Here is a 23,664-nt window from a genome sequence, read left to right as displayed (position 1 = left end):
AGACTGCTGTATTTGAGTGGGCTTGAGGAAAGCTGCTGGATACACTGGGCACGAGTCGTCGCAGGCTCCCGTAGATGTGACCAAATGAGGGCTGGCACAAATTCACGTCGCTTCGCTTCAACCCAATGCGATTTAACTCGTAAGTCGGAACGATAAACAATGAACCAATGCGGCGACGGACATTATCCTCCATCCAGACGCGCCGTCGTGATGCAATTGCTCGGCCTTGGCGCAGCAGCCATGTTCCCCAATGCCTCGTTGGGCCAGGCTGCGCCACAACGGCCCCGAACCGACGCAACATTCATCTTTACCAGTGACGTGCATGCCTGCCGCATGGCCAGCGGCCTGAACCCCAATTGCGCGAATGAGGGCAAGACCGACGCAAGCCTCCTCCGTCACATCGCTGTCATCAATCGCATTTCCGGCGAGAGTTGGCCAAGCCGAATTGACGGGGCCGCGACGCGACTTGCGGGTGCGGGGCACAAGATCGCGGAGCCGCTCGGCGTGATCATCGGCGGCGACATGACCGATGACGGGGGCGGTCAGGTCGCGACGCCCGGCGAGGGATCACAGCTTCGCCAGTTCAGCCAGCGCTACCAGCAGGGTATCGGTCCCGATCGTATCCATTTTCCGGTTTACACCGGTCTGGGAAATCACGACCTAGATTAAGACGGTCCACCGCCTCATGTCGATTGGTATCGGCGAGAACTGCGGGATTATGTCGAACTCAATCACCGCACGACGGTATTTTTCAAGCCGCCAGTACCGGTGTTAAATTACGATGTAGCGTCCGACAGTTACTCGTGGGACTGGGCGGACTCCATCTTGTCCAGGCGCACCGCTTCGCGGGTGACACCACGAAAGGCGCAATCAGCGGGCTGCCCTGGCTCAAGAACGACCTCGCCACCTACGCTGCCGTGGCAGGCCAGTCGTGCTGTTCCAACATTACGGCTGGGACCAATTCTCGACGGAACGATGGGATCCCGTCAGGCGGACTTTCGACGACGACGGGTCCGGCACGCCGCACTGGTGGAGCGATGCAGAGCGCCAGGCGCTGCAGTCGCTTCTCGCGCAATACAATGTCATCGGCATTTTCCACGGCCATCAGCACGAAACCGCCATGGTCTATCAGCACAGCGGATTGGATCTCTTCAAGCCGAAAGCCGCGTTCATGGGCGGCTTTGCCGTGGTGCATGTCACGGACGACTATTTGGACGTGGTATTAGCCGAAGCGGTCGGCGGCGATGGCGAGGTGAAGTTTACTAACGCCTTCAGCAAACGCCCCGGTTAGCCCTGTCCTAACGCGCTGTTCTGCTTGCAGACTGTCGTCTTGCGAGGGCGCCGTGCCTTGGGACCGATCACGCCGGCCAACCCGCCGAGATCAGCGTGTTCGAGGCCGACTAGCTGCACGACCGGGCGAGAGCTAGAATATCCTCCCACGAAGCGCTCGACCCCTTCGAAACACAGGATGCAAATTGCTCTTCACCAAGTGTTTCGCGGGTCACCGATATAATCTTCTGAAAATCGGCGTTGTCGGTCGGCTCGAACCGGGCTCCAAATCGCGTTAAACGCGCCTGGATGGCACCGATGATCCAGGCAGCTTCCTTGGCGGCTCCCTTTGCCAGGAATACCCCGCTGACAGCGGCAGTCGCCAGGTTGACAACCACCGGGTAGTCGTACCTCTCGCTGATGGCCAAGGCGTCGCGGGCCAACCTGGCTGCCTCTTTCCAGTCTCCTTGGTGCAGCCTGAAATGAGCCAGGTTCTGCAACAAATGACCTGGCCAGTAGGTATCCCCGAGACCTTCCAGCAGGGAAAGAGCTTCCTGATAGTATTTCTCGGCCGTCTTCTCGTCGCCTTCTGAACGGGCCCCTTCGCCGAAAGCGATCAACGCCACCACGGCCCCGTAGTCGTCGCCCAAGGCCCTGAAGAGTTCCAGCGACCCGCTTATCAGTTCGAGACCGGTTTCCAGATCTTCGCCCAACGTCACCTTGGCAATGCCCAAAATAATGCCGGAACTCGCTGCACCGGCTTGATTGCCAAGCTCCAGACAGAGCCTATGGCTTTCATTGGACAATTCGTGAGCCCTTGCAGGATCGCCCGACATGTAGCTGATCCAACCTGCTGCATCCAATATCTCGGCGAGCGGACCTGCCTCTCCTACGTGCCGAGCCTGCGCCACAGCTACTTTCGACCACCGCTTCGCTTCAGAGAATTGGCCACGGGAGATCCAGAACCACTTCAGCGCGCAAAATAGCTTGGCCGTCCCGTCCGCGTCTGACTGCTTCATCAGCCATTCAAGAGCAGCTCTTATGTTGCCGGTCTCCTGGAAAAGCCGTTCGACGCAATCCCGTTGATTGTGCCGCATCACGTTCGGAGCATCGTCCGCGACGAGGGCGGCAAAGTAGCGGGCATGCTGCGCCTGACAATCCTGCAACGAACCCGACTGGCTCAGGCCTTGGCTGGCGTACTCTCGAATGGTGTCGAGCAAGTGGAGCCTTGGCTTCCCGAGCGTCACATTCTGATACACCAGGTTCTTTGCTAGAAGAGACTCCAAGTGTTCGACGGCCTCATCACCGTTGCACCATGGAGCCATCACATATTCTGCCGCCGCCACGTCAAACCCACCCACAAAGACAGACAGCTTCCGGAACGCCTCGCGCTCGTCCTTCGTCAGAAGATCCTCACTCCATTGAATGGCCGCCCGCAAGGTGCGGTGGCGTGGGTCGACATCTCTCACCTTGTGCTTGAGGCTGTGCAGACCTCTGACAAGCCGCCGCGAGAGTGCGGCCGGATCCAGCACGCGTATGTGCGAAGCAGCGAGCTCGATCGCCAAGGGCAAACCGTCGAGGCGCCGACAGATTTGAACAATCTCACGGGCAACGTCGGGCGTTAGCCTAAACTCTGGACGTTCTCGCTGGGCCAGGTCGACGAAGAGCCGTACACAGGGGTTCTGCGAAACCTCGTCGAAAGGGGCCCTTTCATCGGGGAGAGGCAGCGGTCCCACGACAACTTCCGTCTCACCTCGAACGCCCAAGGTCTCCCGGCTGGTGACAATGAAAGCAAGATGGGGACATTCCTTCATCAACGACGTCACGGTCGGGGCACCGGCAATGACGTGCTCGAACGTGTCAAGAATCAACAACAAGTGCGCATCGCCGATCGAGTTGCGCAGGGACTCGATCGCAGAAAGTCCAGCTACTTCCTGTATGCCTAACGTCTGGCATATCGCAGACGGAATCAAATCTGCACTGTGGATGTTGCCGAGCTGGGCAAAGAATACGCCACGAGCGAAGGATTGTATCAGTGACCTGCCAACCACGAGCGAAAGAGACGTCTTTCCAGAACCGCCCGTGCCGGTGAGTGTGACCAATCTGCGCCCGCTTTCGAGGATAAGTCGCCGGACCTTCTCGACGTCCGCGTCCCTTCCGAAGAATGCCTCCGGCTCGAGAGCGAGATTCGTCCTGTTTGCACCCATCGACGAGATGGGCGCAAAATCGCTGGGCAGTCCTGGAACCACCAGGTCGAACAGCGCTTCCGGATAGCGCAGATCTTTCAGGCGGTGGAAGCCAAGGTCGCGGATGTGCATGCCCGGCTGAATTGCACTTTGAGAGATATCATCACGGACGGCATGCGAAATCACAATCTGCCCACCGTGCGCAACTGCACTTATTCGAGCCGCGCGATGTACTTCTATGCCCACGATCGCGGATTCATGCCGCTGCACCGTGCCAGCGTGCAAACCCATTCGCACTTTGGGCTCGCACCCCTTAGCCCATTTTTCCTTGCTGATTGCAATTTGGGCGTCGATCGCTGCCCGAACCCCCAGGTCCGCGCCGGGGAACAGCGCGAAGATGGAATCTCCGGCAACCCCGACTTCCTCTCCTCCATGCGACTCGATGGCGTTTCGGAGCAGCTCATGGTGCCGCGACAACATCAATGGATAGACATCGGCATATCTGTCAACGAGCCCTGTCGACCCCTCGATGTCCGTGAACAGCATGCAGACGCTTTCACTCTGCAAGCCGTCGTTGCTGGTTAGTTGCGTTCCCATTGTGGTTGGTGTTCCATAGGTTCCTGAGCACTTGCAGGCGGAAAGAGGATGCGTCTCAAGCTTTTCGTCAGGGCGTGCAGGTCCCGCTGCTTCGCCAAGTCCGGCGTCGACAATCTCCCACTGGTCGCCAGCTCGTTCCAACACGAGACTTGGTGGGCGCACGCAAGTTCCAGCTCGGCGTCTTGAAGGTCGCTCGCCTCAGGTGAAATCCCGAGTCGCCGTGCCTCCCTCACCGCTCGATTGAATACGTTGAACCCTGTAAGAGCGGCGTCGAAGTCGAAGGAAGTGCTGATCGCGGCCCAGAGCGTATTTGCCTGCTCGACCGTCAGCTTGCTGGTGATTTCTTGTGTTGAAAGTCCATGCAGATGCATGCGGTGAATGTATCCGGAAACCACGATCCACGCCACCAGATCATCTCGGATTGCATCTATTTTGGTGCCGTCGAGCGGGTCAGGCCCACGCTCGCGCCCTTCGTCCAACAATCCGAACAGTCCAGGCCCATATTTTGGCGGCTGTGGTCGCAAAGCCCCCGTCCGCAACCATTTTTCGAGCCTGCGAAACGCCAGCTTCGCGTCCTGCCGCTTTGCGTCGGCCCCCTTGAGAAACTCTTGCGTCGCCATGGGAGGTATGACCCCGGCATCCTTGAACGCCGCGCTCCATGTGCGATGAGAGTAATGCGTTGATTTGGCAGCTGCAACGATGGAAACACCGTCGGCTGTCGTCATCACGCCAAGGTTCACGGCTCGGCGCAATGCAACACGGATATTGATGAGCGGGTCTGTCAGCGACGGATAGGGCCTATCCTCCCTGAACGTGACGGCGACTTCATCCTCGGAGGATATCGCGCGCCGCCGGTATAGGCGGTAGACGATGCCAATCCCCAGCGCGCCAGCCGGGTAACAGTCTGCGGAACGCAGCGCGCCCATGCTCGAAGCTCCGATGACGACAGCTCCGTCTTTGATGACATCAATGACCTCGCGCGGGGGAACAGCGAGTGAGCCGCCAAAGACACCATCGATTATGAGAAAAATGGAATGCTTGAGGATACGGTAGCGATAGAGGTCACCGCGCCGGCAGGGCCGCGCCACCAGGGCGTCGGGCAGAACCGAGAGAACATCCTCTCGCGACGCCGTTGGCCCAATGAAAACGATCGGCGGCAGCTCATGCATCACAAGAGGTGTCTCGCACATCTCCAGCCGACGCGATGGCGGTCCGCGACGAAGGCGGAGAGGCCAGGCACCCTGACCCTCACGACTGCAATGCCTAGATCGTCGCGTTTCATGTCCACGGCGATTGCTTGCCGGATGCCCACCGATCCCAGCCGATCGAGAATATAGTCAGTTTCGGATTCCAGATCGTCGAACGCCCTGCTTCGAAGCGCAGAGAACGGGACCATCGGCGCCTTGCAGAGCAGATGCCGTCTTGCCGAGAGCGTGAACGGCCGAGCCGTTGCGGACAGGCCGTTGAAAGTGTCTCTTGCGCCCTGAATGACGCCAACACGCGACTGGAATGCTTCGGTAACCGCTCGCCGAAGGGCCGTTTCTGTAACTGGGTCGGCTCCCCAGCCACCGAAGACATGCGTGATCGGGCCATGCTCGGTCAGGAAGGCGCGATCGACCAGCATGCAGCCGACAACCGGGATTTCCAGATCGCTGGTCAGGTCCTCAAGAACGACATCCATGCCGGCTTCGGTCGCGGACAAGACGAAGCGCTTACAGGACTCTGGAATCGAGTCCGGATCGATCCTCGCCTTGTGGGGTGGCACGCGCCCGTCATCCCCGAACAGATCGAAGAACTGATGCTGGCTCACAGCGTCTCGCTCTATCACTTCCAGGAGCGCATGGCGCAGCGCCTCCGCATAGGTAGCGGCTGCGGCCAGTCCGTTCGTATCGACATGATCCAATATTCCCTGCTTGGGCGGCGTCCTAGCGAGGTCGGCCGCGATCCAGATCGGCCGGGAACCGTATAGATCCCAGGCCTCGACCCATTCGAACTCCAGGTTCGCTTGGTAAGCGGTCCGCGGCGGCAAATCGAAATCCAGAGGATCAGCGACGTTGACACCGGATGCGCGAAGCTGCTCGAAGCTCGCACAGCGGGAGGGAGCAGCAATCCGCTCGGCCGCGACCCTTTCTACCGCCTCCATGATCGCGCTGATCCGCGCCGATCGCCGGTCCGGCCCCTTCCCCAAATGGGTCGTCAAGTCGCTTGCGAGCGGCGAAATCGCCGCGAACACCGGCGCGCCCACGCAGTCAAGGGGCGTGATATCCGCCAAGCGTGTTATTGGCAATCGGTCCAGTATCCCTTCAACCAACTCTTCAACGAAGCCAAGGTCGCAAACTCTTCCGCTTTGTGGCGAGAGTTTCCCGAAAGTCTCTGCCTTCGCGGCGGGCCAGGTGCTAAGCCGGGACGTCAGTGCCTCAGCCTTCTTACAAGCCGCAAACTGCGAAATGGTAATCTTTGTTGTGTAAGGTGAGATGAGACCCGGTGCTTTCCGCGATCTTTTTAAGAACCGTTATTTCATCAGGACTCAAGTTCGAAATCACATCGTGAACATTCGGCGGCAACATGTTCTCTTGGATGTCGGGGATTACCCCGCTGTCTTTCAAGCTTTGGAAATTCTTTGCAAAATCCGGCATCGGTTCCCCCTGAATCTCGCGATCTGGAAACAGTCTGTGAAGCAGCAATGCGAAGATATCGAGCGCTATTGTAATTGGTCTCCTGGAACTGTCCAGTCATTATTAGCAGGTCATAATACATCTGAATTGCCTGAGCGCTGCGGAGGATTCTCGTTCAGGGGCAGGTGTCGTCGTGGCCGACAGTAGTGACGCTGATGACGTCCGAAGTGACGAGTTGAATGTGCACGCGAGTTCCAGCAGAATGGGTCACATCTCAGAACGCCAAGGCGAATCGGAGGGAGTTTGCCGGGAGTTCGACGGCTTGGCCCCCTCGGCTCATGAGCGCTCAGTTCGTTATGTCCTCTCATGAAGGTTGTAAGTATGTCCATCGCCAACAGTGAAAGCGTCAGGACCAAAGTCGCTCTCTGTATCGGCCCGCTCGAGGCTGCGTTCGAGAAGCTGTGGAGCCACGATCCGCTGGAACAGGTCGTCCCACCCTACCTAGTCTTGCTTCACCAGCTGATGCGGGCCTCAGTCCCGCTGATGGGCCGTGGGGCTGAAGTCTGTGAAAAGCTGGCGGCAACGGATCCTTTGGCGAGAAGGTTGGGTGCTTATTATCTCGGCCATATCGAAGATGAGCGGGACCACGATGCTTGGGCGCTCGAGGATCTTGCTTCAGCAGGTTACGATGTGGACTGTGCGCTTTCGATTGTGCCCTCGCCCCAGTTGGCCAATCTCGTTGGCTCGCAATATTACTGGCTGAACCATCACCACCCGATCATGCTGATGGGATACATCACAGTTCTCGAAGCATTTCCTCCTTCCAAGCAGCGTGTCGATGAAATCCGAGATCGGTCGGGCGTTCCTGAAGCGGCATTCAGGACATTGAGAATTCATGGAGAGCTTGATCCGACACATAGTGCCGAGATCGACGACACATTGAATGAACTCCCGCTGGGCAAAATCCATCTCGAAATGATTGGCGTGAGCGTCCTTCATACTTGCGAGTGGCTCTCCAGGAGCGTCCAATCCTTGAGACCCGTCGAGTCTTTGGCGAGAAGGGTTCGGTGACATACAGCAACCGCGTACGACAGGTCGCATAGCCGACCTGCTCGTTCGCTGTGTGCAAGGTGTAGCCAGCACCGTCTGCACAATTTGGTGATGTAGAGGTGACAATTGTGCGCCGCATCGAGCAGGATCTCTCCGGGCGCACAAAGATGCTCCACGCCAGACCGGGCGAAGCGGACGCGCGTTGGGCCAGCGACAGCCGATTGCGGAGGCATGGAATTGCCCACCGCGCCCCCGAAACTTTCCTCGTGATACTGCGAGAACGCGATGCCGATCTCCGCGAGACAGGCCCGAACCGTTCGCATAAAGGGCTCGGGGCCGCAGAGATATAACGTGCGCTAGTGAAGGTCGGGAGCCAGCCGCAGGAGCATGGGGCCGTCGATCCGACCCGTAGGGCCTTGCCATGCCGAACCTTCCTGGCTGCAGACGAAGCTTACATCAATATTGGAGAATCGCGCGGCGAGCGCCTCCAATTCGGAGCGGAAGACGATGTCGTCCGCAGTCCGGGCGCAGTGAATGAAACGAATGTCATGGCCAGATGCCCGGTCCGTTAGCGCCCGCAGCATCGACTTGACAGGACTGATGCCGCTGCCGCCCGAAAGAAAGAGCGGCTTCTCACATGGCAGGTCGTCGAAATTGAACCGTCCGACAGGCCCTTCTATTTCAATGTCGTGGCCTGGCCGGAGATTATCGTGGAGCCAGTTTGAAACGAGGCCGCCCTTCACTCGCGTCGACGCGTGGGAGGATCACCCAAACTTGGTAGCAACGGCTGGCTTCGGTAGCTCCAGCCGTAGCTCGAATGTCTGCAACGGAGAAGCCTGATCAACGTCCGGAATTGGCGCAACGACGATGTCCAGAGTAATCGCCGGCAACGTCTGCTATCGGGCAACAGCAAAGATCACCTCAATGGCCGACATTTGGCGCGTTGCTGCCATTCGCAACGCCGAGAATGAAGGTCTCGAACGGGTCAGGTTTTGCCGCTTGAGCCGGCGGCCCGAACCGGTAACTAGCGCCATGTTCAGACATTCGCGGTGCTTCTCCAGAGCGGACGTTAGCTCATCGGTAGGAGTCGACCTGCGGACCATGCCTGATGGTAGATGTAGGGAACGACGTGACCCCCATGCGATGAAGCGGCGGTAGGCCGCCGCTCCGAATTTGAGCGGCCCGTCCGGCAACGCTATAATTGACCGGCAGGGGACGTTATCGATGACGCAAATCAGAGCCATGACGGAGCAGGACGTGCCGTCGGTATCGCTGCTCATTGGAGAGTCTTGGCGCAGAACGTACTCGCCAATCATGGGTGCCGAGACCGCGGCCCTGATTTCGGATGAAGATCACACGCTGCAGCGGATTGCGGCGGAACTGACAGACACCAACAAAATGTCGTTCGTGGCAGAACGGCCAGACGGCTCGATTGCCGGCTACGCGATGGCTAAGATGAATGAAGCCGGCGACGTCATGCTTGACCGGCTCCACATCGATCAAAGCGAGTACGGCACCGGGCTAGCCGCTAATATATTGCACGCTGTCTTTGCCGCCCATTCCGGCATCCTGAGCATCGCACTCGAAGTGCTCGAGGGAAACGACCGGGCAATGGCCTTTTACCGCAAACATGGTTCGAAGTGGCCGCGTTGCACGGTGCAGAAGGCCATGCATCGTTGATTATGCGCAAACTGCTATCGCGCGCCTAGTCGGAACTCGCGCATCGAACAGTACATCACGTCTTCCGTCCCCAGCGCACCGGCGGCCTCCCCGTTCGCAATCCAAATAGACGTCTTTCAGCTGTTTGATTGGCATGTCAGCGTGAGCGAGCGCGAGGGACTTAACAACTGACATGATCATTTTGAGATCCTCCCCAGTTCCCGTCGGTCAACATTCAGTCCTTGGGGTCGCAGGTGTAGTGCCGTTCGAAGGTCCCGTCCGCGCGCCGCTGCTTGTCGAAGCCGCGATGTAAGGCTCGATCGCGCGCTCGTGGACCAGCCAAAGGGGATCTCGGCCGAGGCGTAGCTACTGCCGGCGGCCAACCGTTTCGGGATCGAGGCCGAAGCGATCCTGGTGCGCTCGATCGTCGTGCCGGCCGCGCCTGCCTCCGCATGACGGATGGCGCGGCTTCGCAAAGCGCACATGATTTCGTCACGTGAGATGCCGATGTCGCCAAGAACGTCATCGGGTAAACGGCTCAACTGGTCCGTTGCCGACAAGAGAGCTTTTCCCTCGGCGCGGAGGCGTAACCACCTGCGAAATGGACCAATGGCGGCAGCATGAATTATAACCATGATCAGATCGTACCTTCATTGATCTGAATTGACCGGTACGGAACGGCGCGAACGGCACTCCGGGCGAGAGCGTCAGCCGTCCGCGAGGCAAGTTAGGCGTAGTGGTCGATGGATTGGTTTTGCCGCCGCGTGCCCATACGGCGGGCGGTGGCTGGCCCCGGGCCACGCATGTAATAAAGCTCCGGGCGGTAGCGCGGCGCGACGAATTTGCGAAACCCGGCAGCAAGTTTTGTGACGGGAGCCAAGAATTTCATGACTGTTCCCTTTCCTTTCGCCGGCTTGCGCACGAGCCGGCGGGCCTGACGTTGCAACAAGGATATGACAGTCGAACCAGGCTCGGCTGTGGGAATTCCCACACCGGGGAAAACATTGGAAAAATCCGCTCCCAGTTTTGCTTTCCGGAAAGCGGGGCCTGCGGCCATCAAATTTCCTTGGATAGGGAGTAAGATGAAGTACACCTGATTGAACAAGAGGCTGTTGTGACAGGCTCTCCGGCCTTCATCTCAAGACTTTGCGATGCCGACCTCGCCGCGCTGACCAAACGGTGGCACGAGCGCAGCTATCGACACAACGAGCTGATCATTTCCCACGGCGACACTGGTCGCGATGTCTTCTTCCTGCTGGAAGGACGGGCTCGCGTGACACTGGTTTCAGCGGACGGCAGGGAGATAGCGTATCGCGATGTCGAACCGGGTGACATTTTCGGGGAGCTCGGAGGCATTGACGGGATTGCACGCTCTGCCAGCGTAGTCGCGCTGGAGGCAACCCGCGCTGCACGGCTGTCCGGCACAGCATTCCGGGATATCGTGATGACCCACCCGACTTTTGCCTGGATGCTGCTTGAGCATCTGTCTGCCCAGCTCCGGCGCATGACCGAGCGGGTATTCGAATACAGCACTCTGGTCGTGCGAAAACGGCTGATCGTCGAGCTCCTGCATCGGGCGGAGAAAGCCGCACTCGTGGACGGCGAGGTGTCCATAAGCCCGGCACCGACGCATTCCGAGCTGGCGGCAACGATGAGCACGCACAGGGAAGCGGTCTCGCGCGAAATGAGCGACCTCGCCAAGAGAGGCCTGATCGAAAAGCGCGGCAGCAGGTTATTGCTGCATGACGTCTCGGCACTACGGGCGCTGGTCGACAAGAAGGAATAGCGAAGGCTGTCGCTGCGGCGGGGGGCACCGCACGTTTCATACTCCTCGGCCGCAAGTGATTATTCCTTCCGGCAAACCGGGCAACCTAGCGTGCCAGCGCGCGGGTCGGGCTTTGATCGCTTCACCCCTTGCAAGAATCATGACTGGGCTTCTTGATGCGGGCACGGAACGCCTGCTTGCAGACTTACAAGGGCGGATCGAAGGGTGAAGCCGCATGGACGTTAAATACCAAATCTTCGTCAGCTCGACCTACGCCGATTTGGTGGACGAAAAACGGTCGGTCATCGAGGCCGTTCTTAACCTCGGGCATATTCCTGTGGGGATGGCGGCATTCCAAGCCAGCGACGACACTCAATGGGATTACATCAAGCGGCGCATCGATGACAGCGACTACTACGTACTCATCGTAGCAGAGCGGTACGGCTCAGAGTTGAAGGGTAAGAGCTACACCCAGATGGAGTACGGGTACGCCGTCGCCCAAGGCGTGCCTACCGTGGCGTTTTTGCTCGAAGGCGGTGCTCGCAAGACGTGGGCCGCGGAAAAGGTCGAAGTTCGAGAAAAAGGCCAAACTCGAGAGATTCCGAAAGCTGTATGAAAAGAAGCTCGTCAAATATTGGCGCAACAAGGACGATTTGGCGGGTAATGTTGCGATGGCTATTAGACGTTATGACCGTGGTCTGAGCGGCGGCCCGCCCTTAGTTTTTGCAGCTGTTTAGCAACGGGGTTTGCTCGGGAGTGCCGAGCCGAGCCCCAAGCGAAGAACGACGGGCCATGGCGCAAGATAACGTTTTTTACGTCGGTGTCGATGTGTCGAAAGCCAAGCATGCTGTCGCGATTGCCGAGGGCGGACGCGGTGGAGAGGTCCGGTATTTCGGCGAGGCGTTCCCCGCGCGTCGTCACCGGAACATCGTAGCCGTGAAGCCGAACCGTGACGGTCCCGTCATCGTGAACAAGCGTCACCTCGCCATCGTGATCGTGTCGCACGGCTTGGCTGAAGACCAAGGCCTGTTCGAGCGACGAATACGAACTTCTTGGCGTCGAGCGCGAGGCAGGCAAGCCGGCTTTCGCGCTCATGGCCGAGCGCGGCACGGACGCTATGTCGGCTCGGCTTTCATTACCTTGAACCGGGAGTTGCGCGAACGGCTCTGGAAACGGGTGCAGGAGCATGCAGGAGCCCGCCAAACGGGATGAAACGGCCGGCGACGCAATGGGTCAAGCCGGTGCTGATCGGCCGCGTGAAGCATCTCCGCGGCGAGGAGAATCTGCGCCATGCCTCGCTGCAGGATTTTCGGGAGGAAGACTAGGGTAAAACTCAGTCATTCTGGCTATGCCGCGAATGGCCGAGATGGGTTAGGCCCTGCCGTTTGAATCGGTCGGCCGCAACGAGCACAGAGCGCCAACTGCAGACGCTTGAAGAGATGTGCGCTCCGTTGGCTCAAAGAACGTTCCGCTCCGCCGGGTTTCGCTCTATCAACTCTGCCACAAGGCGTTGAAGTCGCCAGAGGTTGCGGTCGCGTATCCCCTTGGCTTCGAGGTGAGAAACCGTGTTGAGCAAGTACTCGGCCCCGGTGCCCCAATGACCGCAGGCCCGGGCCAGGACATCGGCAACTGCTTCAAGTGACTGACGACCGGCATAAAGAGGCGAGGCGCGGTTCATAACAAAGGTCAACGCCGGCGTGGCTCCCGAGGCGGTCTCGACCGTGATCCAGCGGGGCATGCTATTGGCCGGCTTGTAGGTGAACTCGCGTCGAAACAATTTGCCGAATTGGCGTTCGAGGTTGTCCTCCGGTAGGTCGTACAGGACGCCCCGGCATTGCCCTCCACGATCGAGGGCCATCATAAGGCCGGGCTGCTCTGGCGTGCCCCGAAAACGGGTCATGCGGAAGCAAAAAGCACGATGCCAACCCCGAGCAGCGCCTAGTTGCTCACCGATGTGCTCGATCTCCGGCTTCCAGATCAACGAGCCGTAAGCGAATAGGCGGGTCGGTGCCTTCGGGGCCGGATGAGCTCGGATCATTTGCTCGACCCAGCGGTCGTAGTCAGCATCGGTGTGTAGCTCGGCACCTGCCGTCAAACCCTGGTCTTGAACGACCTTGTGGACCCGCGCGACATGGTCCGCAGTCAAAGTCAGCTTTCTCATTTGGCTTGGCATCCCGTGCTCCATCGGATCAGGATCGCGTATCCTTGGCAGATGCTACCGGCGTTGCAAGATACGAACCAACGCACGGCTTGAATGCGCCACAACCCGCCATTCCCTGTTTCGATCGCAAACGGCCGGAGTCGAGCCATTGAGACATCCACTGCGTTGTCGAACGGGTTGTCGTTACCAGCAAACGGTCGCTCAGTGACCTTATGGCGGCAAACTTGCTTTTCTCAGCAAGCGGCCAAGCTCCCGAACTTTCTCAGGATCGCGGTAATACTCGCCGCTGGTGAGGGCGAGGCCGTAAGATCTGGCTTGCCCCCGACAGCTTCTCTAACGAGCCGACTGGCTTCGTCGACTCGGTTGAGTTCTACGAGTGCAGCCGCCCGATAGAGGCGCGATCTGTTGGTCTGAAACGTTAGCCTACCGAGGGATTCAATTGCTTCGGCATAGCGGCCCAGCGAATGGAGGGCCACGCCCCTTTCCTCGACGCAATACACAGGAAGGAATGGATCAAGCATTTCGGCGTCGTCGAGCAAACGCAAGGAACGCTCTGCTTCGCCCTCAAAGGTAAAGATCGCGGCGCATTTTGCCTTGATGTAGGCATCCGTCGGGTTCAATTCCATTGCTCTGCGGCTGTGCGCCAGTGCCTCGTCGAAGTTGCCACCCATAAGTTCAAACGCGCCCATGATCCGGTTTGCCTCGGCATCGCAGGGGTCAAGCTCGAGCGCGCGGCAAATGTCCCGTCGACCTTGCTCGGGGTCGAAACCCGGCAGCCCTGACGCTGCGCAGACCCTCCACGCATAGGCGGCCGCGTAGTGCGGATCGGCCTCGATCGCCTTTGAAAGCCAGCCGACGGCCTGGCGGGCATTGTCGTCGGTGACGCCGCCCAGGCGGTGATGATCGAGCCCGCGCAAGAGGCAGTCGAAGGCGGTCATGTTTTCTGGCGGCTTTCGGCGCGCCGCCACCATGGCTGCGTCCTCCATCCGTCCGGATACCGTCGCGGCGATCCTCGCGATGGTTCCATCAACCAAGGCGAGGATTTCCTCGAACGGACGCTGGATCTTGTCGCTCCAGACCACCGTCCCCTGGTCGGTTTCCGACAGCGTGAGGCTGATCGAAACCCGCTCTCCGATCTTGCGCACCTGCCCCTCAAGCACATATCGAACGCCCAGAGCCCCGCCGACCCTCACCGGATCCGGGTGGGAGTCCGCAACCGCGAAGCTCGCACTCCGCGAACTGACCGAAAGACGCCGAAACCGCCCCAGTTCGACAATAAGCTCCTCGGTGAGGCCCTCGGCGAGATAGCGCTGGTTCTCGTCGTCGCCCGAAACCCGGAAAGGGAGCACCGCGACCGATGCCGGCCACCGTTCCGTCGTGATGACCAGTTGCGTCGGCGCCGACTGCAGCCGATGCGCTCCGATCTCGCCGCGGACCCGATGGAGGTGCACCGATTCCGTAATGTTCTTGAACGCCCGCTCGCCCATATCGTCGAATATGAACGCAGAATTGCGGCGGACATGATCGAAGAGCGCACCGCTCACATAGATCGAGTCTGGTTCGGCTGCCGCCTGTATGCGCGCCGCGAGGTTGACGCCGTCTCCGACCAGATCATCGCCCTGCACCACGACATCCGCGATATGGAGACCGAACCGCATCCTGAAAGGTTCGGTGTCGGGCTGTTGTGCGCCTGCAAGCGCGCTGCGGATCTCGAATGCACTGCGCACGGCGTTTACGGCGCTCGGAAATTCGGCAAGGGCCCCGTCGCCCGTCGTCTTGAAAACCCGGCCGTCGAGCAGATCGACCTTTTCCGAAATGAGGGCCTGACGGCTAGCCAAGCGTTCCGCGGTTTGCTCCTCGGCTCGCTCCATCATTCCGGAATAGCCGACGATATCGCCGACCATAAGGGCAGCCATTTTGCGTTTCATAGCGAAGCTCCGTGGCGGGCGATCTCCCAATGGCAGCGCCATCGTCTTAGGCGTATCAGGTCAGGAGCTTAGCGCATTGCGAAGCCGGCCGATCGGGAAAGCGCCTTGCGAACGTCTCGAAGAGGTTGCCGAAACGTCTAACACAAAGCGCGCTTGTGCGTAGTCCGGCTTCCATCCCTTTCGCGACCTTCAGAAGAAACGGCGCGACGGCCGGAATGGGTCAGTTCACGTCGATGCATGGGGGGCGCCTGAATGTCCGCTTCTCACATTCCAGGCCTCGAAGCCGCAAGTCCGCTTCCGGCCCCATCGTGTTCTCACCGAGCCACTGGCGCTGGTAGCGAGCCGCGAATGAAGGTATAGTTCAGGTATTGGATTACGGGTGGGCGGTAACCTGGACAATGGCTGGATTGCGTGAACAGATTGCGCGTGAGCAACGCACCATGGGACCGCTCCTGGTTGCGGCAGTGGTCGTCGGCCTTATAGGTCTGCCCGTCGCAGCCTGGCTCGACCTCCGAGATCTGTCGGAACGCATGCTGCGCACGCAAGCCAGCGAAATCAGCCGGATCATCGACGACATGCGCGGATTCTACGGCAGCGACGTCGTGGGACGGGTCCTGAAAGCAGACGGCGCCGTGACCGCGACGCACAATTACAGGGACGTGCCAGGTGCGATCCCTATCCCAGCAACCCTCTCAATCGAACTCGGCAAGCGCATCAGCGCCCACGACGGGTCCGTCAAATATCGCTTCGTCTCGGACCTACCTTTCAAAGGCCGCGAGCCCCACCAGCTAGACACATTCGAGCGCAACGCAATCTCTGCCTTTCGCGCCAATCCAAGTGAGCCCATCATCGAAGCCTCGGGTTCGCTGCTTGACCGGCACGTTCGCGCGGCGGCTCCCGTAGTAATGGGACAAGTCTGCGTCAACTGCCATAACTCGCACCCGGACAGCCCCAAGACAGACTGGAAGGTGGGGGATGTCCGAGGTATCCAGGAGATATCGGTCGCCCAGCCGATCGGGGCCAACGTCCTCTCTTTCAAGTATCTGCTTCTGTATTTCGGCTTCGCAGCTGCGGCGGGTCTAACGTTCATTTTCCTGCAGCGTCGGCAGTCCGCCTTGGTTCACGGCATGAACACGGAACTCGCCGAGGCAAACGACTTTCTCGCCGCAATTTCATTGAAGATCGCCAAATATCTCTCGCCTCAAATTTATAAAAGCATCTTCAGCGGCCAAAAGGACGTGACTATCGCGACCGAGCGCAAGAAGCTCACAATCTTTTTCTCAGATATCAAAGATTTCACCGCGATCGCGGAACGGCTCCAGCCTGAGGACCTCACGGCACTCCTCAACGAGTACTTCACCGAGATGTCAATGATCGCGCTCAAGCACGAGGCTACGGTCGACAAGTTCATCGGCGACGCACTTCTTGTGTTCTTCGGAGACCCCGAGACAAAGGGTGTCGAGGAGGACGCGAGGGCCTGCTTGCGCATGGCTGTCGACATGCAGCGCCGGCTAGAGCAGCTGAACAGGTTGTGGCGTGATCGAGGAATTGAGCAGCCGTTCCGAGCTCGCATGGGCATCAACACGGGCTATTGCAATGTCGGCAACTTCGGCTCCGATGATCGCATGGACTACACGATCATCGGGGCCGAAGCGAACCTAGCGGCCCGCCTGCAATCGATTGCCGAACCTGGCGGCATCTGCCTTAGCTATGAGACCTATGCGCTCGTGCGCGACCTTGTCCGAGCGCGTCCGTTGGCGCCGATCGCCATGAAGGGGATCAGTCGGGAGGTTGTCCCCTATGAAGTCGAGGGCCTCCTTGGTGAACTGGCACAGCGCCCTCAGGTCATCAGCGAGCACGCGACTGGCCTCGACCTGTTCCTCGATGTCGAAGCGATCGACGAGAACGGGGTCGAACGGGCAAAGAAACGTCTTTCGGAGGCGCTCCTGGCCTTAACCGCCCGAAGCAAGCCCGCTACTTTTTAGCAGGGTCCTTGAACGTCCGGTTCTGCCGCTACAGAGCCGTTTCGGAAACGCACCCTCGACCCGAAGCAGACTCCCGTAGTGGAGCCATGGATGACCGCTTCGCGCCCCATGTCGGCCGTAGAGTGCGACCTTGCCACTGCCCATAAGCAGACATCGGGGTCGTGTCCCACCGCGTGGTGTAGGTCGGCGATAGCGAAGCCGCTCGCGAGCGCCCTCAACAGCGCTGTAGCGAGCGAGCGGCGCAGCGGCGGTCATCGATGTTCTTCGGTAGGGTTGGGTTGCTGACACAACCTGATTCGAAGGAACCACCGATGACCAACGACATGATGAACCTGCGCACGCTCGTAGAGAAGACCCCCGATGCCGATATCCTGCGCGAGATGATCGGCTTTGCCGCCGAGCGGCTGATGGAGCTGGAGGTGGGCGCCGCCACCGGCGCGGCCCATGGCGAGAAGAACCCACTGCGGCTTGTCCAGCGCAACGGCTACCGCGACAGAGACTGGGAGACGCGGGCCGGCACCGTCGAGCTGCGCATCCCCAAGCTCAGGAAGGGCTCTTACTTCCCGAGCTTCCTTGAGCCGCGGCGCATGGCCGAGAAGGCGCTGATCGCCGTCATCCAGGAGGCCACGTCCAGGGTATCTCGACGCGCTCGGTCGACGACCTGGTCAAGGCGATGGGCATGAGCGGCGTCTCCAAGAGCCAGGTCAGCCGGCTGTGCGAGGAGATCGACGGCAAGGTGAAGGCCTTCCTCGACAGGCCCATCGAGGGCGACTGGCCCTATCTGTGGATCGATGCCACCTACCTGAAGGTGCGCCGCGGCGGACGCATCGTCTCGGTCGCAGTCATCATCGCCGTCGGTGTCAACGCAGACGGCCGGCGCGAAGTGCTGGGCATCGAGGTCGGCACGTCTGAGGCCGAGCCGATCTGGACGGAGTTTTTGCGCAAGCTGACCCGCCGCGGCCTGCGCGGCGTCAAGCTCGTCGTTTCCGATGCCCATGAAGGCATCAAGGCGGCCGTCACCAAGGTGCTGTGCGCGACATGGCAGCGCTGCCGGGTCCATTTCATGAGGAACGTGCTGGCGCATGCCGGCAAGAGCGGCCGCCGCGTCGCCTCGGCCTTCATCGCCACCGCCTTCGCCCAGGAGACGGCCGAGGCCGCCAGCACCCAATGGCGCGCCGTTGCCGACCAGATCCGGCCGAAGGTGCCCAAGCTCGCCACCATCATGGACGACGCCGAGCCCGACGTGCTTGCCTACATGACCTTCCCCAAGGAGCACCGTGCCAAGCTGCATAGCACCAACCCGATCGAGCGCCTCAACGGCGAGATCAAGCGCAGGACCGAGGTCGTCGGCATCTTCCCCAATGACGATGCCATAGTCCGTCTCGTCGGCGCCCTCCTGCTCGAACAGAATGATGAATGGGCCGTGCGGCGGGCGCGCTACATGACCCTTGAGACCATCAGCCAGATGAGCGATGATCCGCTCATCAGCCTGCCGGCAGTGGCGCGCTGATCAGTCCGGCCCTTGCCGGAGAGCACGGCGACCAATGCCGTTACCTACACCACGCCATGGGGCACGATCGACATCGGCGGGGAACACGCTGCAGGCCGCGGTTGCGCCAATTGGCGGCGTTTTGCGGGGTTCTCACCGAATGTCAGGCCTTCGACACACGAACTCGCGTGTTATCGCGATGCCTTTGTGATATGTTTCCTGCCCCACCGAAGCGAGGCCAAATGGCTGCGGAGGGAGCCCAATGAATATCGCAGTTTGGCTCAGAGGTTTAGGCCTGGAGCAGTACATTTTGGCTTTCGACGAAAACGCGATTGATGCCGAAATACTGCCGCGCCTCACCGCCGAGGACTTGAAAGAAATCGGGGTTGCCGCGCTTGCCCACCGCAAGCGCATCCTGGAGGCAATTGCCGCGATGCAAGGAGAGCCGGCGTTAGAGCCGGCGAAACCAGCTTCAGCCTCACCAATCCGAACGTCGGCTTCGGTTGACCGCTCCGGCGAACCTGGACGGCCTCGCGAGGCAGAACGGCGTCAATTGACGGTCATGTTCGTGGATCTCGTCGGTTCTACCGCGCTTGCGACGCGGCTTGACCCTGAGGAGATGCGCGACCTCTTAAGGAAGTTTCAGAATACTGTCGCTGGCGAAGTCGTTCGCTACGAGGGGCACGTCGCCAAGCTTATGGGCGACGGAGTATTGGCCTATTTCGGTTGGCCGCAGGCACACGAGGACGAGGCCGAGCGCGCTGTTCGCGCGGCGCTTGCGGTGGTCGCTGCCGTATCCGACTTGTCTTTGGATGACGGGCAGCAACTTTCGGTCCGGGTCGGCATTGCAACTGGCGTCGTAGTCGTGGGCGACCTGATTGGTGTAGGTGCCGCGCAAGAGAATGCAGTCGTGGGCGAGACCCCTAATCTTGCAGCTCGGCTCCAAACTTTGGCCGAGCCGGGAACGGTAGTCATCTCGGAGCTTACCTATAGACTTATCGGAAAGCTGTTCGAGGTGACCAGAATCCGGCCGCAGCGGTTGCCAGGCTTCGACGCGCCCATAAACGCGTTCAAGGTGATTGGAGAGGGACGCGCCGAGAGTCGTTTCGAAGCACTTCACGCAGCCGAAGCTGCGCCGCTTACAGGGCGGGAACATGACATCGCCCTGCTCCTCGATCGGTGGCGGCTTGCCGCTTCCGGGGAAGGCCAAGTTGTCGAGCTATTCGGCGAGGCTGGCATAGGCAAGTCCCGCATTCTGCAAGAACTGCTGGAGCGCCTAAAAGACGAGGCACACACGCGACTGCGGTATTACTGCTCGCCTTATCACCTCGAAACCGCCCTCTATCCTGTGACGGATCAGTTGCTCCGGGCCGGGAACATCAAGCGGACGGACCCGCCCGAGCGTCAGCTTGATTTTCTTGAGCAACTGCTCGCCGGTTCGACAAAGAACCCCAATGAGGCGATACCACTAATCGCGGCATTGCTGTCGATCCCGACCGAGGGACACTATCCCAAGCTCGACCTGATGGCGCAAAAACAGAAGTCTCGCACATTCGAGGTGCTGATCGAGCAGCTGGAGGCACTGGCCCGCAGCAAGCCGGTCCTGATGCAGCTTGAGGATGCGCATTATCTTGATCCGATGTCCGCCGAGCTCTTCGACCAAATCGCGGGCCGGATTCAACACTTGCCTATAATGCTGATTGCAACTTCGCGACCGGAAGGCGCAGTGCGCTGGGCTGGTCTTCCGCACGCGACTTTTTTGACCCTGAATCGGCTCAGCCGTTCCCAAGCGGCCTCTATCATTGCAGCGATGACGGGGGGCAAGCAGTTGCCAGCAACAGTGCTGGATCAGGTTCTGTCGAAGACCGAGGGCGTGCCGCTTTTCGTGGAAGAGTTGACGAAGGTGGTGCTTGAATCGGGCCTGCTTGAAGAGCGTGACGGCGAACTCGTGCTGGCGGGCCCACTGCCTCCGTTTGCCGTCCCGGCCACTCTGCACGACTCGCTGATGGCCCGGCTCGATCGGTTGGCTTCGGTCCGGGAGGTCGCGCAGATCGGGGCAGTGATCGGTCGCGAGTTCAAGCACGAGTTGCTTGCCGCAGCCGCTGGACTTCCTGATTTTGAGCTTGAGCGGGCAACGAACGAGCTAGTAGCGGCCGGCCTTGTTTTCCGCCGCGGCAGTAACAGCCACGTAACTTACGTCTTCAAGCATGCGCTCGTGCGGGATGCGGCCTACAGCAGCCTCCTGCACAGCCGCCGCCAGCAGCTTCATGCCCGGATTGCGTCCATTCTCGAGGAACGCTTCCCCGAAATCGTAACCACAGAGCCCGAACTGCTTGCCCACCACTTTGGTCAGGCGGGCCTTGTGAAAAAGGCTGTCGAGTACAATGAACTCGCTGGTCGTCGGGCGCTTTCTCGCTCTGTCCTGACTGAGGCGCTCGCCAGATTCGACAACGCCCTAACCGGGCTTTCGGCGATGCCACCATCCGAAGAGCGTTCGCGGCGCGAACTTGCAACTCAGTTGGCGCTCGGCAGTACCCACGTTGCTGCGCACGGCTTCGCCGCACCTTCGACAGCGACCGCTTATGGTCGCGCGCGAGAGCTCTGTGAAGAGCTGAGCGATACACGTCAGCTCTTTCCGGTTCTTTACGGGCTATGTCTTTACCACCTCTATGCTGCCGAGTTGGCGGAGGCCCGCAGCGCAGCGGACCGTCTGCTTGAATTGGCGGAAGCGAGCAACGACTGTGGACTGTCGTTCTTTGCTCATCGGGCAGCTGGGGTCAGCGCGCTGCCTGCCGGCGAATTCGCCCGCGCCCGGGCACATCTCGAGCAGGCCTTGGCTCTCTACGATCCCCAGGAGCACAGATCGCCGGCGTTTGTTTACGCCTTCGACCCACGGGTCGTGTGCCTGGACTATCTCGCCCGCACATTGCTGCCGCTTGGGTTTCCTGATCAGGCTCTGGCGGCCAACAACGAGGCGGTTGCTGAAGCGCATCGTGTGGGTCATCGCAACAGCCTTGCTCTACCATTATTCTTCGGCGGCGTCATTCGCCAGATCCTTGGCGATCGCGAAAGTGTCCGGGAATGCTGCGCAGAGTTGACCCGCATTGCCAGCGAAGCTGGATTCCGCTTTTGGCTTGCCGGCGCCACAATCTTGAGTGCTTGGACACTCGCTGAGGCGGGCGATGCCGATCGGGGTCGCCTGGAATTCCAACGAGGCCTTGTTGAGTGGCGTGCGACCGGCGCGGAATTCATGGTTCCTTATTTCATCGCTCTTCAGGCGCAGATCGAGGTCAGAGCCGGCGACCACAATGTTGCACTCCGTTTGCTTGAAGAAGCACATGCCAGGATCGAACGCACCGATGAACGATGGTTTGCAGCCGAGGTGCTACGCCTACAGGGCGAGGTGCTCCTGCAATCGGGGGAAGACGGAGTTGCACTCGCCGAAAATCGCCTTTCTGACGCGTTGGCGATTGCCCAGGCCCAGGGCGCGCGATTCTGGGAGCTGCGTGCTGCACTGAGCCTCGCGCGGGCCGACTGTCCCATTTCTGGTGCTCGCGAGCGGCTCGCACTCATCATTTCCGGGTTTGCCGAGGGACAAACGTTGCCTGACCTGCAAGCCGCACGAGCACTCGCAACACCGGCTGAAAGCCTTCGGGCGGCCAATTAATAGAAATTGGCGACAGACAAAGGAGGAACGCCATGGCACAACCGACCGAGAATATCCGCGACGTGCTTCAGAAGGCGAATGATGGCTGGAATTCGGCCTTCAATAGCGGCAATGCTGACGCAGTCGCCGCTCATTACACACCCGACGCGGTTGTATTGCCGTCCACCCATGCCTTCATAAGGGCGACGAGCGCTATCAAAGACTTCTGGAAGGAATTGATCTCGGCTGGTGTGGGGAACCATGGCATCGAACTGGTAGATGCAGTGGCCGCCGGTGACATTGCCTACGCGACCGGGAAATGGTCGGCCGAAGGCGGCGAAACGCAGCGCTACGAAGGATCCATAGTCACAATCTTCCGACGCGAAACTGATGGATCGTGGAGAGTATGCCTCCACACTTGGAACTGATGCGCCGCTTCCTGGGGTTTACGAATGGACGATCTCGCCGACCGAGGCGGCAAGGATCCGTGGCATATTCACCTGCCGGACCACCAGCCGTTCTCGTTCGCCGGCCTCTGAGCGCATAACAAGAAACTCGGCATCACCAACTGCACGATCATCACGGCGCCGGCAGTCGAACCGGTGAGCCAGATCCACTTGCACAGGAGCGCCCGCGATACCCATCAACGCTCCGTCTTTCTGCAACTTAGCGTCGTGCGCGTGGGCTGCATCTCGAACGGCCACTGCGGGTCGTATCCCTCACGGTCTCCATATCCAATCGTCACGAATTTTTGCACAGTCGTTCCCTTCAGGTTCTTGGTGAACCGCGGAGCCTTGCTCGCAAGGCATGCATCTTGGTGGCATGAAGCGCAACTCAGATCGGCACTCTCCGGGCGGCCTTCACTTGGCCCTGAGAGAGCTGCCACCCGTCTTTGCAGCTTGCGACGACGCGTTTGAAACAGAGTTACCAATTGGGTTTCAGCAGCGTCCGCGGTAGCGAATGGCCGATTTTCCCATCCTCGATCTGAAACCGGACCGACTGGATTCGGCCCCCAAGCTGCCGGCCGGCAAGCGGCCCAAGCGAGCCGTAGAGTAGTCGGACTGCATCGCGCCCGAAATCGGACATTGAGATCAGCATTGCCCCTTCCTGAAAGCCGACATCCCAAGAAGGGTCGTGGTTGCGCCACTACCGGTCATTCGCAGCGCGCCTCGTTAGCTGACCTTCAGCCACCGGCCGGAGTCGACCCCCTTTTGCGGACACTGGTTGTCATCCGGACGGACATCACCGCGTCCATCTTGCCCACCTGGACCGGGGCCTGAGCTTGGCGGCATGGCGGAGTTGCTCCCAATTGAT

The 23,664-nt window shown here is 59.9% G+C and carries 18 protein-coding genes and 2 pseudogenes; 10 read left to right on the top strand and 10 right to left on the bottom strand.

Annotated features, from left to right (window positions below; all coding sequences use genetic code 11):
* Positions 1 to 210: 210 nt before the first annotated feature.
* Positions 211 to 1,291 (top strand): annotated as a pseudogene (locus AC0L2K_RS31520) (metallophosphoesterase).
* A gap of 109 nt (positions 1,292 to 1,400) precedes the next feature.
* On the opposite strand, the gene AC0L2K_RS31515 reads toward AC0L2K_RS31520, so the two are convergent.
* The 4 genes from AC0L2K_RS31515 to AC0L2K_RS31500 all read right to left on the bottom strand — a co-directional run bounded on the left by AC0L2K_RS31515 (position 1,401) and on the right by AC0L2K_RS31500 (position 6,688).
* The gene (locus AC0L2K_RS31515; protein ID WP_287240927.1) at positions 1,401 to 4,052 is read right to left on the bottom strand and encodes an adenylate/guanylate cyclase domain-containing protein; all 2,652 of its coding nucleotides are present in this window, start codon (positions 4,050 to 4,052) and stop codon (positions 1,401 to 1,403) included.
* Positions 4,037 to 5,221, bottom strand: coding sequence for a TfuA-like protein (locus AC0L2K_RS31510; RefSeq protein ID WP_288142178.1), 1,185 nt, complete (start codon positions 5,219 to 5,221; stop codon positions 4,037 to 4,039). The genes AC0L2K_RS31515 and AC0L2K_RS31510 overlap by 16 nt, the downstream gene beginning before the upstream one ends.
* The gene (locus AC0L2K_RS31505; RefSeq protein WP_287137047.1) at positions 5,221 to 6,339 is read right to left on the bottom strand and encodes a YcaO-like family protein; all 1,119 of its coding nucleotides are present in this window, start codon (positions 6,337 to 6,339) and stop codon (positions 5,221 to 5,223) included. The genes AC0L2K_RS31510 and AC0L2K_RS31505 overlap by 1 nt, the downstream gene beginning before the upstream one ends.
* A 139-nt stretch (positions 6,340 to 6,478) precedes the next feature.
* Positions 6,479 to 6,688, bottom strand: coding sequence for a hypothetical protein (locus tag AC0L2K_RS31500; protein WP_031255812.1), 210 nt, complete (start codon positions 6,686 to 6,688; stop codon positions 6,479 to 6,481).
* A 360-nt stretch (positions 6,689 to 7,048) separates the two neighbouring features.
* Here AC0L2K_RS31500 and AC0L2K_RS31495 point away from each other — a divergent pair, with 360 nt between their 5' ends.
* Positions 7,049 to 7,738: an iron-containing redox enzyme family protein gene (locus tag AC0L2K_RS31495; protein ID WP_023801609.1), complete on the top strand. Its 690-nt coding sequence runs from the start codon at positions 7,049 to 7,051 to the stop codon at positions 7,736 to 7,738.
* Between the two features lie 335 nt (positions 7,739 to 8,073).
* Here AC0L2K_RS31495 and AC0L2K_RS31490 read toward each other — a convergent pair whose 3' ends face one another.
* Both AC0L2K_RS31490 and AC0L2K_RS31485 read right to left on the bottom strand, forming a co-directional pair.
* Positions 8,074 to 8,460, bottom strand: coding sequence for a ferredoxin reductase domain-containing protein (locus AC0L2K_RS31490; protein WP_128247666.1), 387 nt, complete (start codon positions 8,458 to 8,460; stop codon positions 8,074 to 8,076).
* 178 nt (positions 8,461 to 8,638) lie between these two features.
* A complete protein-coding gene (locus AC0L2K_RS31485; RefSeq protein WP_287240925.1) occupies positions 8,639 to 8,761 on the bottom strand; it encodes a hypothetical protein in 123 nt (40 codons plus the stop codon).
* A gap of 180 nt (positions 8,762 to 8,941) precedes the next feature.
* Here AC0L2K_RS31485 and AC0L2K_RS31480 point away from each other — a divergent pair, with 180 nt between their 5' ends.
* A complete protein-coding gene (locus AC0L2K_RS31480) occupies positions 8,942 to 9,397 on the top strand; it encodes a GNAT family N-acetyltransferase (protein WP_236473060.1) in 456 nt (151 codons plus the stop codon).
* A 706-nt stretch (positions 9,398 to 10,103) separates the two neighbouring features.
* Here the strand turns inward: AC0L2K_RS31480 and AC0L2K_RS31475 are convergent.
* A complete protein-coding gene (locus AC0L2K_RS31475) occupies positions 10,104 to 10,433 on the bottom strand; it encodes a hypothetical protein (RefSeq protein WP_287176254.1) in 330 nt (109 codons plus the stop codon).
* Between the two features lie 57 nt (positions 10,434 to 10,490).
* Here AC0L2K_RS31475 and AC0L2K_RS31470 point away from each other — a divergent pair, with 57 nt between their 5' ends.
* The 3 genes from AC0L2K_RS31470 (at position 10,491) to AC0L2K_RS31460 (ending at position 12,353) form a co-directional block, all read left to right on the top strand.
* Positions 10,491 to 11,162 carry a Crp/Fnr family transcriptional regulator gene (locus AC0L2K_RS31470; RefSeq protein ID WP_091600388.1) on the top strand — a complete coding sequence of 224 codons (672 nt, stop codon included), beginning with the start codon at positions 10,491 to 10,493 and terminating at the stop codon, positions 11,160 to 11,162.
* 214 nt (positions 11,163 to 11,376) lie between these two features.
* Entirely contained in the window at positions 11,377 to 11,757 is a 381-nt protein-coding gene (locus AC0L2K_RS31465; RefSeq protein ID WP_128248497.1) for a DUF4062 domain-containing protein, read from the top strand.
* Between the two features lie 176 nt (positions 11,758 to 11,933).
* Positions 11,934 to 12,353: a hypothetical protein gene (locus tag AC0L2K_RS31460; RefSeq protein WP_287241048.1), complete on the top strand. Its 420-nt coding sequence runs from the start codon at positions 11,934 to 11,936 to the stop codon at positions 12,351 to 12,353.
* Positions 12,354 to 12,597: 244 nt separating this feature from the next.
* Here the strand turns inward: AC0L2K_RS31460 and AC0L2K_RS31455 are convergent, their stop codons facing one another.
* Both AC0L2K_RS31455 and AC0L2K_RS31450 read right to left on the bottom strand, forming a co-directional pair.
* Entirely contained in the window at positions 12,598 to 13,302 is a 705-nt protein-coding gene (locus AC0L2K_RS31455; protein WP_236378985.1) for a gamma-glutamylcyclotransferase, read from the bottom strand.
* A gap of 233 nt (positions 13,303 to 13,535) precedes the next feature.
* The gene (locus tag AC0L2K_RS31450; RefSeq protein WP_473533244.1) at positions 13,536 to 15,230 is read right to left on the bottom strand and encodes an adenylate/guanylate cyclase domain-containing protein; all 1,695 of its coding nucleotides are present in this window, start codon (positions 15,228 to 15,230) and stop codon (positions 13,536 to 13,538) included.
* 398 nt (positions 15,231 to 15,628) lie between these two features.
* Here AC0L2K_RS31450 and AC0L2K_RS31445 point away from each other — a divergent pair, with 398 nt between their 5' ends.
* The 4 genes and pseudogenes from AC0L2K_RS31445 to AC0L2K_RS31430 all read left to right on the top strand — a co-directional run bounded on the left by AC0L2K_RS31445 (position 15,629) and on the right by AC0L2K_RS31430 (position 22,778).
* Positions 15,629 to 17,215 (top strand): adenylate/guanylate cyclase domain-containing protein, encoded by a 1,587-nt coding sequence (locus tag AC0L2K_RS31445; protein WP_023798997.1) that lies wholly within the window; start codon positions 15,629 to 15,631, stop codon positions 17,213 to 17,215.
* A gap of 311 nt (positions 17,216 to 17,526) precedes the next feature.
* Positions 17,527 to 18,725 (top strand): annotated as a pseudogene (locus AC0L2K_RS31440) (IS256 family transposase).
* A 241-nt stretch (positions 18,726 to 18,966) separates the two neighbouring features.
* Positions 18,967 to 22,371 (top strand): adenylate/guanylate cyclase domain-containing protein, encoded by a 3,405-nt coding sequence (locus AC0L2K_RS31435; RefSeq protein ID WP_473533243.1) that lies wholly within the window; start codon positions 18,967 to 18,969, stop codon positions 22,369 to 22,371.
* A 32-nt stretch (positions 22,372 to 22,403) separates the two neighbouring features.
* On the top strand, positions 22,404 to 22,778 hold the full coding sequence (locus AC0L2K_RS31430) for a YybH family protein (protein WP_473533242.1): 375 nt from the start codon (positions 22,404 to 22,406) through the stop codon (positions 22,776 to 22,778).
* An 18-nt stretch (positions 22,779 to 22,796) separates the two neighbouring features.
* On the opposite strand, the gene AC0L2K_RS31425 is transcribed toward AC0L2K_RS31430, so the two are convergent.
* Positions 22,797 to 22,994 carry a hypothetical protein gene (locus tag AC0L2K_RS31425; protein WP_208602560.1) on the bottom strand — a complete coding sequence of 66 codons (198 nt, stop codon included), beginning with the start codon at positions 22,992 to 22,994 and terminating at the stop codon, positions 22,797 to 22,799.
* Positions 22,995 to 23,664 lie beyond the last annotated feature (670 nt).

It is taken from the genome of Mesorhizobium sp. WSM4817, from assembly GCF_055811135.1.
This window is presented reverse-complemented; position numbering and strand designations above follow the sequence as displayed.

Excerpts from the sequence above, each read along its gene's own strand:
- AC0L2K_RS31515 (WP_287240927.1), bottom strand. The coding sequence starts at position 4,052 with ATGGGAACGCAACTAACCAGCAACGACGGCTTGCAGAGTGAAAGCGTC.
- AC0L2K_RS31510 (WP_288142178.1), bottom strand. The coding sequence starts at position 5,221 with ATGCATGAGCTGCCGCCGATCGTTTTCATTGGGCCAACGGCGTCGCGA.
- AC0L2K_RS31500 (WP_031255812.1), bottom strand. The coding sequence starts at position 6,688 with ATGCCGGATTTTGCAAAGAATTTCCAAAGCTTGAAAGACAGCGGGGTA.
- AC0L2K_RS31495 (WP_023801609.1), top strand. The coding sequence starts at position 7,049 with ATGTCCATCGCCAACAGTGAAAGCGTCAGGACCAAAGTCGCTCTCTGT.
- AC0L2K_RS31485 (WP_287240925.1), bottom strand. The coding sequence starts at position 8,761 with ATGTCTGAACATGGCGCTAGTTACCGGTTCGGGCCGCCGGCTCAAGCG.
- AC0L2K_RS31480 (WP_236473060.1), top strand. The coding sequence starts at position 8,942 with ATGACGCAAATCAGAGCCATGACGGAGCAGGACGTGCCGTCGGTATCG.
- AC0L2K_RS31475 (WP_287176254.1), bottom strand. The coding sequence starts at position 10,433 with ATGGCCGCAGGCCCCGCTTTCCGGAAAGCAAAACTGGGAGCGGATTTT.
- AC0L2K_RS31465 (WP_128248497.1), top strand. The coding sequence starts at position 11,377 with ATGGACGTTAAATACCAAATCTTCGTCAGCTCGACCTACGCCGATTTG.
- AC0L2K_RS31460 (WP_287241048.1), top strand. The coding sequence starts at position 11,934 with ATGGCGCAAGATAACGTTTTTTACGTCGGTGTCGATGTGTCGAAAGCC.
- AC0L2K_RS31455 (WP_236378985.1), bottom strand. The coding sequence starts at position 13,302 with ATGAGAAAGCTGACTTTGACTGCGGACCATGTCGCGCGGGTCCACAAG.
- AC0L2K_RS31450 (WP_473533244.1), bottom strand. The coding sequence starts at position 15,230 with ATGAAACGCAAAATGGCTGCCCTTATGGTCGGCGATATCGTCGGCTAT.
- AC0L2K_RS31445 (WP_023798997.1), top strand. The coding sequence starts at position 15,629 with ATGGCTGGATTGCGTGAACAGATTGCGCGTGAGCAACGCACCATGGGA.
- AC0L2K_RS31435 (WP_473533243.1), top strand. The coding sequence starts at position 18,967 with ATGAATATCGCAGTTTGGCTCAGAGGTTTAGGCCTGGAGCAGTACATT.
- AC0L2K_RS31430 (WP_473533242.1), top strand. The coding sequence starts at position 22,404 with ATGGCACAACCGACCGAGAATATCCGCGACGTGCTTCAGAAGGCGAAT.
- AC0L2K_RS31425 (WP_208602560.1), bottom strand. The coding sequence starts at position 22,994 with ATGGGTATCGCGGGCGCTCCTGTGCAAGTGGATCTGGCTCACCGGTTC.